This is a genomic window from Kitasatospora sp. NPDC114501, assembly GCF_055633695.1.
Window position 1 is genome coordinate 312,401 of the sequence record NZ_JBVKDS010000004.1, and the last position, 13,246, is coordinate 325,646.

Consider the following 13,246-nt stretch of genomic DNA (forward strand, 5'->3'; position numbering starts at 1 on the left):
CGGTGGGTGCGGCGGTGAGGGCCGCCGCGGCGAAGCTCGGCCGCGTGCCGGCTGTCGTCCGCTCAGCACTGGCCGTCGGCGAGCACGTAGTAGCCCGGGCCGGTCTGCTTCAGGGTGTGGGTCACGAAGGTGTTCCAGAGCCCCATGCTCTGGCCCGAGCCGAGGGTGTAGGCGAGGCCGCCGCTCTGGGTGGCACGGCCGGCCAGCACGTGCGCGTAGTTGCTGGCGGTGTAGCACTGGGGGGTGTCCCCGCCCGGGGTGGTCGCCGTCACCGCCGCCGACTGGCTGCCGACCGCGCCGGATCCGTCGACCGCCGCCACGGTATAGCTGTACGTGGTGCCGGCCGCGAGCCCGGTGTCGGTGAACGCCGTGCCGCTCGCACTGCCGACCTGGCCGCCGTTGCGGAAGACCTGGTACGAGGCGGCGCCGCTGACGGCCTGCCAGCCGAGGGCGATCGAACCGGAGGCCGCGGTCGCGGTCAGCCCGGTCGGGGCCGGCAGCCCCGGGTCGGCGGGGCCGGAGCCGCCGTCCAGCCCCCAGAACTGCACGGTGTAGTAGCCGGAGCAGATCGTGTCGAGGAAGTAGGCGCCGGTCGCCCCGCACTGGTCGGCCCCGGAGCCCGGGTCCACGGCCAGGCCGTGCCCCATCCCGCTGATCGTGAACAGGGCCACGGCGGGCTTGCCGCTCGCGTCGGCGTAGAGCTCCTGGGTGGTGCCGCCGGGGAGGCTCCGGCTGCCGGTCGGCTGACGGCCGACACCGTGGACGTCGGTCCACTGGTCCCGCAGTTCGGTCGAGTTCACCGGCCTGACCACGGTGTCGGCGGTGCCTTGCCAGATCGCGACCCTGGGCCACGGTCCGGGGTGCCCCGGGTACGAGGCCCGGACCTTGTCGCCCCACTGGGCCGGGGTGAGCCCCTGGTCGGAGTTCTGACACCCGGAGGCGGCGGCCTGGGTGGTGGCGCAGTGGGCGGGCAGCCCGGAGTCGATCGCCCCGCCGGCGAACACGTCGGGGTAGTCGGCCAGCAGGTCGGCGGCCATCCCGCCACCCGCCGAGAGCCCGGTGACGAACACCCGGTGGGCGTCCGAGCCGTACAGCGACTCGGCCTTGGTGACCATCTCGACCACCGACTTGGCCTCGCCGACGCCCCGGGCGGCCTTGTTCGCGTCGAACCAGCTGAAACAGGAGAGGCTGTTGTTGGCGCTGCTGGTCTGCGGGAACACCACCGCGAAGCCGTACTGGTCGGCGAACTTGGTCCAGCCGGAGTTGCGGTAGTAGTCGGTGGCGCTCTGGACACAGCCGTGCAGAGCCACCACCAGGGGAGCGCCGGCGGGCAGTCCGGCGGGGGTGTAGGTGTACATCGCGAGGTTGCCCGGGTTGGTGCCGAACCCGGTGACCTGCTGGAAGCTGCCGCTCGTGGCCATGGCCCTGGCGGCGGAGGGCGTGGCGGGGGAGGCCGTGGCGGGGGAGGCGACGGCCGCGCCGGGTGCGGCGGTGCCGAGCGCGAGGGTGGCGGCGGTGAGCAGTGCCGCGGCGGTGGGGCGCAGTGGCATGGGGGCTCCTGGGTGGAGGAGTGGGGGCCGGTCCCGTGCAGCGTGGCGCGCCCTGCGTCCCGGTGCCATGTGGCGGTCACCCGAGGTCCGCCGTCCGGGCATGGCGCGGGCCGCCATGGTTCCGCCGCCCCGGGCGTCCGCGCCGCCCGGGCGGCGCACCCGGACCGGCACCTGACGCCCGGCTCGCCGATCACCGGGTACGCCCACCTGGGCGGAGAGGAGGTGCTGCTGGAGCAGATCGCCGGGCGGATCCCGGATCCCGGATCCCGGATCCCGGATCCCGGATCCCGGATCCCGGAGCTTGGAGCCCGGAGCCCTCGGTCCGGCGACCGCCGAGGCGAGCGGAGCCGGGTGGTCCGGGATGGATCAGAGGGCCACGAGCACGCCGCAGAGGGCGATGAAACCGCAGATCCCGAAGTTGACCAGCTTGTGCGAGAGGAAGATCGCGGCGAACTCGCGGATGGTCGCGCTCGGCCAGTAGTACCGGGCGGTGGGCGAGCCGAAGACATGGCCGTTGACGCCGGTCTGACGGGCGAGCAGGGCGGCCCGGAAGGCGTGGAAGTTGTTGGTGACCACGACACACCGGTAGCCGGGCTTGGCCTGCTCCATGATGGCCTTGCTGAAGAGCAGGTTCTCCTCGGTGGTGCGGGAGCGGTCCTCCCGCTCCAGGTGCTCCTCGGGGAAGCCGCGTCCGACCAGGTAGTCGGCCATCGCGTGGGACTCCGGCAGCTTCTCGTCCGGCCCCTGGCCGCCCGAGGTGATCAGCACCGGCGGGTTGCCGCGGGCGGCCTGCTTCTCGTACACCTCGTGGCCCCGGTTCAGTCGGCTGGCGAGCAGCGGCGGGACGCGCTCGCCGCCGATCAGCCCGGAGCCGAGCACCACCACGAAGTCCACGTCCTGGCGCGGCCGGTGGCGGCCGTACAGGAAGGCGTAGCCGACGAAGCAGGTGAACAGGAAGGAGACGTAGCCGACCACCAGCACCGCGGTGCCAGCCAGGGCGGCCAGCTGCCGGGAGTGGAGGACGAGGGCCGCGACCAGCAGCCCGATCACCCCCAGGATGCCCAGCCCGGCGAGCAGCGACAGCAGGTTGGCCGGTCGCCTGCCCTCCTTGCGGATCATGGTCAGGCCGTTGGCGAGCAGGAACCAGACCAGGGCCGCCGTGCCGAAGGCCGGGAGGAGGACGATGAGGGCCGCCACGAGCGTGACCACCACGCCGGGTGCCTTGCGCAGTTCGGCGAGCAGGGCGAGGGCGAGGAGGGAGACGGCGATGCCGAGCAGGACGGCGTTGCTGAACTGGCGGCGGTCACGTAGTACCCCGATTCCGAACAACACGAAGAACAGGGCGGCCGGGGCATAGGCGATCATGCGTCGTATCGTAGGCCTTCCTCGGTCTGGACCATTCGTACGAAGGGCCCGACCGGTCCCGACCGGGCCCAACCGCCCCGGGGCTCATGGCCGATCGGGCGGATCAGGCGGATCAGGCGGATCAGGCGAAGCGTTCGATCGCGGCCAGGACCGCCTCCCTCATCCGCGGGCTCCCGGTGTGCCCGGCCTCGTCGATGACCGTCAGTCGGGCGTCCGGCCAGGCCTTGGCCAGCTGCCAGGCGGTGTCGACCGGTCCACCGAGGTCCAGCCGCCCGTGGATCAGTTCGCCGGGGATTCCGGCCAGCCGTCCGGCGTCGCGCAGCAGTTGGCCGTCCGACAGGAAGGCCTGGTGAGAGAAGTAGTGCGCGGTGATCCGGGTGAAGGCCATCAGGGCGTCGGAGGGGCGGTCGGTGTACGCGTTCGGCTTGCCCAGGGACTCGTGCGAGATGACCGCGTCCTCCCAGGTGGCCCAGGCGTTGGCGGCGGCCCGCCGCACCGACTCGTCGGTGCTGTTGAGCAGCCGGCTGTACGCGGCGAGCAGTTCGGAGGTGTCCCCGTCCCGGTCGGCGGGCGGAAGGAAGTCCCGGAACTGCTCCCAGGCGCCGGGCAGGAAGCGGCCCACGCCCCGGTAGAGCCAGTCGGTCTCCTCGGGGCGGGTCATGGTGACCCCGCAGATCACGATCGCGGAGACCCGATCGGGGTGGGCCTGCGCGTACGCGAGGATCAGCGTGGAGCCCCAGGAGCCGCCGTACAGCAGCCACTTGTCGATGCCGAGGTGTTCGCGCAGCCGCTCCATGTCGGCGATCAGGTGGGCGGTGGTGTTGTGTTCCAGTCTGGTCGACGGGTCGGCGGCCGACGGCAGGCTGAGCCCGCAGCCGCGCTGGTCGAACTGGACGAGGTGGTAGCGCTCCGGGTCGAAGTACCGCCGGGAGCCCGGGCTGTGGCCGGAGCCGGGCCCGCCGTGCACCACCACGGCGGGCGTTCCGGCCGGATCGCCGGAGGCGTTCCAGTGCATCCGCTGTCCGTCGCCGACGTCCAACAGGCCTTGCGCGTACGGTTCGTAGAGGGGGTACGGCTCGGGCATCAGTGACTCCTCCGGGATCGTACGAGCGGACCCGGGGAGCCTACCCCGGTGTCGGATCCCGGCAGCCGCCCGCCGTACCGGCGGCCCGTCAGCGGACGCCCTCGATGGCCGCCTGCGCCGTGCGGGCCAGCTGGCGCCGGGCACCGGCCCGGCCGGGCCGCGGGCCCGGCGGCGGTATCGGCGGCAGGAAGGTCACATCGGCGACCAGTCCGCGGGCGGCGACCACCCGGGCGAGCGAGGTGAGCAGCCCGTCGTCCCCGATGAAGGCGGGCACGCTGGTCGGCCGCCCGTCCGCCAGCCGGTAGCGGATCGTCACCGGCTGGACGTCGGCACCGGCCTCCACCGCGGCCTGGAACAGCGCGGGCCGGAACCGGCCGCTCTCCCGCCCGCACCAGGTCGACCCCTCCGGGAAGACGATCACCGGGTGCCCGGAGCGCAGCACCTCGGCCACCGCCGCCACGGTGTCCGGCAGGGTCCGCAGCCGGTCGCGGTCCAGGAACACGGTGCCGCCCCAGGCGACCAGCGGGCCGAGCACCGGCCACCGCCGGACCTCGGTCTTGGCCAGCGACCGGCCCGGCCGCCCGGCGGCGAGCAGCGGTATGTCCAGCCAGGAGACGTGGTTGGCCACCACGAGCACCCCTCCGCCCGCGCCGGGACCCGGCCCGTCGGGCCCGGTGAGGTGCACGGTCACCCCGAGGGTGCGCAGCACCACCCGTGCCCAGAGCCGGACCAGCCGGTTCCGGGCGCGGTCCGGGAACAGCCGGACCGGCAGGCTGAGCACGACCCCCGTCAGCACGGCGGCCAGACAGGCCGTCAGCCGCAGCGCCCGCCGGGGGTGGGACACCTCCGGTGAGGCTTCGGCCAGGCAGGTCTCGGGCCGGCAGGTCGCCGTGGGCAGCCAGACGCTCATGACGAGGCGCCCGAGGCGGGTCCGCCGGACAGGAAGTGCCGCAGGTACCGGGGGTCGGTGCGCTCCAGCGACAGCAGCACGTACAGGTCGGCGCAGTCGAAGTCCGGGTCGTACGCGGGCTCGCCGCAGACCCAGGCGCCGAGCCGCAGGTAGCCGCGGAGCAGGGCCGGCAGCCCGCCCCGCTCGGCCCGGGCCACCCCGGTGGCGTCCCAGCGGCGGTGCGGGGTGACCCGGTACTCCTCGGGCGCCAGGTGCTTGGCGCTGACGGCGTCCCAGACCCGGGCCGCGGTGGCGCCGCCGTCCGCCAGCTCGATCGAGCAGCAGCCGCCGACCCAGGTGTTGCCGGTGTCGGCCAGGTAGCGCGCGATGCCGCCCCACATCAGGTTGATGACGGCGCCGTTGCCCCGGTGGTCCGGGTGGATGCAGGAGCGCCCGAGCTCGACCAGGCCGGGGCGGAGCGGCGCGAGCGCGGAGAGGTCGAACTCGCCGTCGGAGTACAGCCGGCCGGCCCGGCGCGCGGCCTCGGGGCGCAGCAGCCGGTAGGTGCCGACGACGGTGCCCTGCTCGCCCTCGCGGACCAGCAGGTGGTCGCAGTACTCGTCGAACGGGTCGACGTCCAGACCGGCGACCGGGCTGCGCAGTACGGCGCCCAGTTCGGCTCCGAAGACCTGGTGGCGCAGCCGCTGGGCGGCGCGCACGTCGTCCTCGTCGCGGGCGAGGGAGACGGTGTACGCGGCCGGGGCCGGGGCGGCGGGCCGACGGCGGGGCGCGGGGACCGCCGGGGCGTCGTGGGGGGTGGCGACTGCGGACGGAGCGTACGTGGGGACGGTGGTCATGGCGGACCCTCCAGGGCAGCACGATCGGCGGTGCCGTGGATCACCAGGGCACCGTCCCGGTCCGCAGGCGGTTGGGCATGGACGCGAACCGGTCCCCGTATGTCTCTCCGAGCGGGTTGGCGTCCACGTTGCGGCCCGGGGGATCCCAGATGTGCACCTGTTGAATGGGACCACCCGTGGCCCGGCGGTCACCGGCCCGGCACCGGGCGCTCGTCCGCCGGGGGTGGACGGCACAGGCCACGGGGGCGTACGGCCGTACCGCACACCCCCGTTGCCGCCTCCCCGTCGTCACGTCCCCGCGGTCACATCCCCGTCGTCACGCCGCTGCCGTCACGCGGCTGTGGGGGCTTCCGATCGCGGCGCGCGGCTCAGAAGGCCCGCCAGCCCTCCGGGTCGACCCCGCCGGGGACGGCGCCCGCCGGTCCGTACGGTTCGCGGGTGTAGACGAAGGAGCCGACGTCGAGGTGGCTGACCGTGCCGTCGGGGTGGCGGACCACCCGCAGGGTCTCGCCGGCGTAGTAGTTCTCCGCGCCGGTCCAGGTGCCGTCCGGCTCGGGCCGGAAGCGCGAGCCCCGGCCGGTGCCGGTGAGCGGGGTGAGCTCCAGTACCCGCCCGGGCCGCAGCCGCAGGGCGGCCGGCGCGGCGCCCCAGTACCAGGGGCCGGTGAGCTCCAGTAGCTCCGCGTCCACCTCGGCCAGCGGGCGCCACGGTTCGGGCAGCCGGGGCTCGAGCTCGGCGGTGAGCGTGATCAACCGGGCGGCCAGCGACGCGGCGCTGGCGCCGCTGGTGGCGTTGGAGAGGGCGTACGCGGCCAGGCCGTCGGTCTCGCTGATCCACAGGCCCGCCGTGAAGCCGGGCATCGAGCCGGTGTGCCCGTACAGCAACCGGCCCTCGTGGCGGCGCAGTTGCAGGCCGAGGCCGTAGCCGCCGGCCCACTCGGTGTCGTCCGGGGCGACGGCGGGGCGGCGCATCTCGGCGAGGGTGTCGGCGGACAGCACCTTGTCGTCGCCCGCCATCAGGAAGGCTGCCCAGCGGGCCAGGTCGGCGACGGTGGACCAGAGTTGGCCGGCCGGGCCCATCAGACCGGTGTCGGTGAGCGGCTCGGGCAGCATGACGTCGGCCCACGGGTGGACGGCGAAGCCCCCGGCGTGCGGGTACTCGGGCAGCGGCGTGGTGCGGTCCATGCCGAGCGGGGCGAGCACCTCGCGGCGCAGCACCTCCTCCCAGGGCTCGCCGCGCAGCTTCGCCACCAGGGCGCCGAGCAGCGCGTAGCCCGGGTTGGAGTAGTGGTGCACCCGCCCGGCCGGGTGCTTCAGCGGCCGCTCGGCCTCCAGGACGTCACCGAGCTCGGGCCGCAGCGAGCCCTCGGTCCGCTCCCACCACGGGCCGGGGGTCTCGGCGGTCAGGCCGGAGGAGTGCGAGAGCAGTTGGACGACGGTCGCGTCGTCGGCGGGGGTGCCGGGCAGGTGGCGGGAGAGCGGGTCGGCGAGGTCGAGCAGTCCCTCGTCGCGCAGCCGCAGCACCAGGACGGCGACGAAGGTCTTGGTGAGCGAGCCGATCCGGTACTGGACGTCCGGGGTCGGCGCGTGCCCGTCGATCATGCTGCGGGCGCCGCTCCACACCGGCTGCCCGTCGCGCAGCACCCCGGCGACCATCGAGGGCGTGCGTCCCTCGGACTGGGCGACGGCGAGCCGGTGCAGCAGGGCGCGGCGGGTGGTGGGCAGCAGCTCGCGGGGCAGATCGGTCATGTGGGTTTCTGGACTCATCGACATGTGCACGGACAGTAGCCCAGCCCGGCCCCGGGGCCGACCGAATAAGGGCGGAGCGCTCAGTCCGGCAGCGCCGGCAGCTCCGGCCGCTCCAGCCAGGCCTCGAAGAGCGAGCCGAGCGGGGCGGCGGTGTACCGGGCGGCGTGCGCGCGCAGGTCGGCGGTGGCGACCACGCCGTGCCGGTTGGCGCCGGTCCAGTCCCGCAGCATCGCGAAGAACGCGTCCTCGCCGAGCGCCCGCCGCAGCGCGTGCACCAGCAGTCCGCCGCGCTGGTACAGCCGGTCGTCGAACATCAGCTTCCGGCCCGGGTCGCCGAGCCGCAGGTCCTGCGGCAGCCCGGCCAGCAGCCGGTGCGCGGCGGCGGCGTGCACGGCCGCGCCGGGGCCGCCGGCGTGCTCGGACCAGAGCCACTCCGCGTACTTGGCGAAGCCCTCGTTGAGCCAGATGTGGCGCCAGTCGGCGATCGTGACGCTGTTGCCGAACCACTGGTGGGCCAGCTCGTGGGCGATCAGCCGCTCGCGCTCCCAGCCGCCGCCGAGGTGGTTGGTGCCGAAGGTGGCGACGCCCTGCGCCTCCACCGGGACGTCCAGCTCCTCGTCCGCGACCACCACCGCGTACTCGCCGAACGGGTACGGGCCGAAGACCTCGCCGAAGTACGCCGCCATCTCCGGCTGCCGGGCGAAGTCCCGGGCGAACGCGGCGGCCAGTCGCTCCGGCACGTAGCCGGTCTGCGGCACCGCCGGGCGCACCGCCAGCGGCACCGGCCGGTAGTTCCCGATCGACACCGTCACCAGGTAGGTCGGGGTGGGCGCGCTCTGCTCGTACACCCAGGTGGTGCTGGACGCCCTGGTGGTGCGGGTCAGCAGCCGGCCGCCGGCCACCACCGTGAACGGGGACGGCGTGGTGACCGCCAGCTGGTAGGTGGCCTTGTCGGCGGGCCGGTCGTTGCACGGGAACCAGGACGGCGCGCCGACCGGCTGGCTCGCCACCAGCGCGCCCTCGGTCAGCTCCTCCCAGCCCAGGCCGCCCCACGGGCTGCGCACCGGGCGCGGGTTGCCGGTGTAGTGCACCTCGACGGTGAACGCCGCGCCCGGCGCGAGCGCCTTGGCCGGGCGGATCCGCAGCTTGCCCGCGCGGTGGGTGTAGCGGGCGGCCCGGCCGTCGACCAGCACCCGTCCGATCCGGAACTGGGCCAGGTCGAGCGCGAACTCCGCCAGCGCCGCGTCCGCCACCGCGCTCAGCCGGGCCGAGCCGGCCAGCCGGTTGGGCCCGGGCCGGTAGTCCAGCGCCAGCTCGTAGCGGTGCACCCGGTAGCGGTGGTCGCCGCTGTTCGGGAAGTACGGGTCCGGGGCGCCGGCGGCCGCCGGGACGTGCTTGGGCTTCACGGGGACGTGCGCTTCCTGCGGGCCGGGACGGGAGACGGGACGGCGGGACGGGGACGCGGTCACGACGTGGTCTGCCACGCCTCGATCGGGTTGCCCAGCCACCGCGTGTCGGCGGGGACGGACTCGGCGCGCATCACCAGCGAGGCCGGGCCCAGCGTGCTGCGCGCGCCCACCGTGCTGCCGGGCAGCACGATGCCGCCCGGGCCCAGCGTGGCGCCCTCGCGGAGGACCACAGTATCCATCCGCATGATCCGGTCGTGGAAGAGGTGCGTCTGCACCACGCAGCCCCGGTTGATCGTGACCCCGTCGCCGAGGGTGACCAGGTCCGCCTCCGGCAGCCAGTAGCTCTCGCACCAGACGCCGTGTCCGACGTGCGCGCCGAGCGAGCGCAGCCACAGGTTCAGCACCGGGGTGCCCGGCACCGCGCCGACCAGCCACGGCACCGCCAGCATCTCCACGAAGGTGTCCGCCAGCTCGTTGCGCCACACGAAGCCGCTCCACAGCGGGTGCTCCACCGCCCGGAACCGTCCGACCAGCAGCCACTTCGCCGCCACCGCGACCAGGCAGGCCACCGCGCCGGCCGCCAGCAGCACCAGGCCCGACAGCAGCGCGGCGGTCAGCGGCGAGCCGGCCGCCAGCCGGGACAGCGCCGCCACGGTCAGCAGGCCCAGCGCCCCCGAGGCCAGCACCGGCACCAGCCGGCCCAGCTCGACCAGCCCGCGCGCCCACAGCAGCCGGGCCGGCGGCTCGTAGGTCAGGCTCCGGTCGGCCCGGTCCGCCGAGCGCGGTAGCCGCATCGGCGGCATGCCCAGGTACGAGCCGCCCTTCTTCGCCTTCGCCGGGGTCGCCGACAGCACGCCCACCAGGCCGCGCTTGGGCACCGAACGGCCCGGCGCGGTCATCCCCGAGTTCCCGAGGAACGCGCGCTCGCCGACCTTCGCCTCGCCGAGCCGCACCCAGCCGCCGCCCAGCTCGTACGGGGCGATCAGGGTGTCGTCGGCCAGGAACGCGCCGTCGCCGACCGTGGTCAGGCTGGGCAGCGCCAGCACCGTGGACACCTCCGCGCCCCGGCCGACCCGCATCCCGAGGGCGCGCAGCCACAGCGGTGTGACCAGCCCGGCGTAGAGCGGGAACAGCACCTCGCGGGCCCGGTCCATCAGCTGGGTGACGGTCCACGCCTGCCAGCCCACCCGGCCGTGCAGCGGGTGTGTCCCGGGCACCAGACCGATGCTCAGCAGCCGGACCAGTACCATCAGCTGCGCCGCGTACACCGCGCCGAACGCCAACGTCGCGGGCAGCAGGCCGAGCAGCGCGCCGCCGAGCGCCGGGCCGAGGGCCGCGCCCTGGTCGACGAACCGGGACAGCACGGCCAGCGCGGCGAGCGCGGGCGGCACCGGGAGCAGGCCGAGCACGGCACCGCTGGCGCCGTACAGCGAGGCCCAGCGGGCCCGGCGGACCGGACGCTCCTCGGGCCAGTCGCGCTCGGCGCGGCCCAGCTTGACGGCGGGCGCGCCGCCCCAGCGCTGGCCGGTCGGCACCTGGCCGGTGACGCTGGAGCCGGCCGCCACCTGGGCGCGCTTGCCGACCCGGGCGCCGGGCAGCAGCGTCGAGCGGGTGCCGACCACGGCGCCGGAGCCGATCTTGACCTGGCCGATCAAAAGCCGGTCGCCGTCCAGCCAGTAGCCGCACAGGTCCACCTCGGCCTCGACCGCGCAGCCGCGGCCCAGCTTCAGCAGCCCGGTCACCGGCGGCAGCGAGTGAAGGTCCACCTCGGGCGCGACCTTGGCACCCAGCGCCCGGGCGTAGCGCACCAGCCAGGCGCCGGACAGCGAGTCCGCGCCGGTCAGCTCGGCGAGCCGCTCGGCGGTCCACAGCCGCAGGTGGACGGAGCCGCCGCGCGGGTGGCTGCCGGGGCGCACGCCGCGCAGCAGCAGCCGGGCGCCGCCCGCCGCGACGGCCAGCCGGCCCGGCGGGGTGAACAGCGCGAGCGCGCCCGCGCCGACCCACCACCAGGAGGCGGTGGGCGCCCACGGGTAGTCGCCGAGGTGGCTGAGCAGGTTCCCGGCGGCCAGCAGGGCCACCGTCCAGCGCAGCCCGACGACGGTGAACAGCGGGACCAGCAGGAGCAGTTGGAGGAGCTTGGCCCGGGTCGGCACCAGGGTGACGGGGCGGGCCTCGGTGCTCTCGCCGGCGCTGCGCTCCAGGTGCCGGGCGAGCTTGCGCAGCGTCGGGTGCTGGTAGACGTCCAGCACGGCCGCGCTCGGGTAGCGGGTGCGCAGCAGGGTGGTCAGCCGGGCGGCGGCCAGACTGCCGCCGCCGATGGCGAAGAAGTCGTCGCGCGGGCCGCCGACCCGGACGCCGAGGATCTCCGACCACTGCTCGGCCAGCCAGGCCTCGGTGCCGTACAGCTGCTCGCCCGGGCCGGCGGTCTCCAGCTCGGGCAGCGGCCAGGGCAGGGCGTCGCGGTCGACCTTGCCGGAGGTCCGGGTGGGCAGGGCCTCGACGGTCGCCAGCAGCGGCACCAGGGCGGCGGGCAGCTCGGCGCGCAGCCGCTCGACGGCCCGCTCGCGGTCGAAGCCGGCCTGGACCACCAGGTAGCCGACCAGCAGCTGGTTGCCGCCGCGCGCGGTCCGTACCGCGGCGGCCGCGCCCGCCACCCCGGGCAGGGCCTGGAGGGCCGCGTCGACCTCGCCGAGCTCGATCCGGCGGCCGCCCAGCTTGATCTGCTCGTCGGTGCGGCCGAGGAACAGCAGGCCGGCCGGGTCGGCCTGGACCAGGTCGCCGCTGCGGTAGGCGCGCTCCCAGCCCAGCGAGGGCAGCGGCGCGTACTTCTCGGCGTCCTTCTCCGGATCGAGGTAGCGGGCCAGGCCGACCCCGCCGATCACCAGCTGCCCGGTGCCGCCGGGCGCGACCGGCCGGCCGGCCTCGTCCACCACGGCGAGGTCCCAGCCGTCCAGCGGCAGGCCGATCCGCACCGGGCCGTCGCCGGTCAGCAGGGCGGCGCAGGCGACCACGGTGGCCTCGGTGGGGCCGTAGGTGTTCCAGACCTCGCGGCCCTCGGTGACCAGGCGCTGCACCAGCTCGGGCGGGCAGGCCTCGCCGCCGAAGATCAGCAGCCGCACCTCGTCGAGCGCCTCGGCCGGCCACAGCGCGGCCAGCGTCGGGACGGTGGAGACCACGGTGATCTCCTGCTCGGCCAGCCAGGGGCCGAGGTCGGCGCCGCTGCGCACCTGGGAGCGGGGGACCGGCACCAGGCAGGCGCCGTGCCGCCAGGCCAGCCACATCTCCTCGCAGGAGGCGTCGAAGGCCACCGAGAGGCCGGCCATCACCCGGTCGCCGGGGCCGATCGGCTCCTCCTGGAGGAAGAGCGCGGCCTCGGCGTCCACGAAGGCGGCGGCGTTGCGGTGGGTGACGGCCACGCCCTTGGGCCTGCCGGTCGATCCGGAGGTGAAGATGATCCAGGCGTCGTCGGCCGGGGTGGGGCGGCGCGCCAGGGCGGGCGCGCGCTCGGCCGTCGTCGCCAGGCCGCGCCCGGCGCCGAGCACGGCGGCGACGGCGGCCTCGCCGAAGACCAGCTCGGCGCGCTCGTCCGGGTCCTCGGCGTCCACCGGGACGTAGGCGGCCCCGGCGGCGAGCACCGCGAGGATCGAGACGTAGAGGTCGTTGGTGCCGGAGGGGACGCGGACGCCGACCCGGTCGCCCGGGCCGATCCCGGCGGCGGCCAGCCGGCGGCGCAGCTGCTCGACCTCGGCGGCCAGCGCGCGGTAGCTGAGCACGGTGCGGCCGTCGTCCAGGGCGGGCTCTTCGGGGTGGGCGCGCACGGTGGCGTCCAGGACGTCGACCAGGGTGCGCGGGGCGGCGGCGGGGCGGCCGGGGAACAGGGCGAGTGCCTGCTCCGGCGGCTGCCGCTGCTCCGGCTGCTTCGGCGCGGCCTGCGGCGTCGGCTGCTGCGGCGTCGGCTCCTGCGGTGGCGCGGCGTACTGCTCCGGGTGGCTCGGTTCAGCTGTCATGGCAGCCGTGCGCTCCTCGTCCTCGCCCCGTTCCGACCGATGCCCGGCCCCTGGGGCGGTGGGAGCACCGCCTGGTCGGGTGCCCCCACTCCGGGGCCGGAGCGGACAACCCGACCGATGGTAGCCCCGGGCCGGCGGCCCGGCAGGAACGGACGCTCGGCCCAACTGGCTTCGGAATGGCCGAATCTGACGATGTGTCAGTCAACAACTGGGGCTCGGTTTCGTCGATGTGACGAGGCGTCAGTGGAATTGACGGTCCGTCAGGTCGATTTCTCGGCCGTGATCCACGCCACAGGGAATGCTGCTCCCTTCGGGTGGCGGGCCGGGCTTCCCGGGC

8 protein-coding genes are annotated in these 13,246 nt (G+C 75.2%); all 8 read right to left on the minus strand.

The window, feature by feature from the left end; all coding sequences use genetic code 11:
* Nucleotides 1-62: 62 nt before the first annotated feature.
* The gene (locus ACZ7RU_RS10525) at nt 63-1,550 is read right to left on the minus strand and encodes an extracellular catalytic domain type 1 short-chain-length polyhydroxyalkanoate depolymerase (RefSeq protein WP_470340488.1); all 1,488 of its coding nucleotides are present in this window, start codon (nt 1,548-1,550) and stop codon (nt 63-65) included.
* A gap of 366 nt (nt 1,551-1,916) precedes the next feature.
* Entirely contained in the window at nt 1,917-2,915 is a 999-nt protein-coding gene (locus tag ACZ7RU_RS10530; protein ID WP_470340489.1) for a YdcF family protein, read from the minus strand.
* Nucleotides 2,916-3,036: 121 nt separating this feature from the next.
* Nucleotides 3,037-3,999: a prolyl aminopeptidase gene (gene pip, locus ACZ7RU_RS10535; RefSeq protein ID WP_470340490.1), complete on the minus strand. Its 963-nt coding sequence runs from the start codon at nt 3,997-3,999 to the stop codon at nt 3,037-3,039.
* An 88-nt stretch (nt 4,000-4,087) separates the two neighbouring features.
* Nucleotides 4,088-4,909, minus strand: coding sequence for a lysophospholipid acyltransferase family protein (locus ACZ7RU_RS10540; RefSeq protein ID WP_470340491.1), 822 nt, complete (start codon nt 4,907-4,909; stop codon nt 4,088-4,090).
* On the minus strand, nt 4,906-5,745 hold the full coding sequence (locus ACZ7RU_RS10545; RefSeq protein ID WP_470340492.1) for a GNAT family N-acetyltransferase: 840 nt from the start codon (nt 5,743-5,745) through the stop codon (nt 4,906-4,908). The genes ACZ7RU_RS10540 and ACZ7RU_RS10545 overlap by 4 nt, the downstream gene beginning before the upstream one ends.
* Before the next feature lie 368 nt (nt 5,746-6,113).
* The gene (locus ACZ7RU_RS10550; protein WP_470340493.1) at nt 6,114-7,493 is read right to left on the minus strand and encodes a serine hydrolase domain-containing protein; all 1,380 of its coding nucleotides are present in this window, start codon (nt 7,491-7,493) and stop codon (nt 6,114-6,116) included.
* An 80-nt stretch (nt 7,494-7,573) separates the two neighbouring features.
* Complete coding sequence (locus ACZ7RU_RS10555) at nt 7,574-8,899, minus strand: M1 family metallopeptidase (protein WP_470340494.1); 1,326 nt, start codon at nt 8,897-8,899, stop codon at nt 7,574-7,576.
* A gap of 59 nt (nt 8,900-8,958) precedes the next feature.
* Entirely contained in the window at nt 8,959-12,909 is a 3,951-nt protein-coding gene (locus ACZ7RU_RS10560) for a Pls/PosA family non-ribosomal peptide synthetase (protein WP_470340495.1), read from the minus strand.
* Between the last annotated feature and the right edge of the window lie 337 nt (nt 12,910-13,246).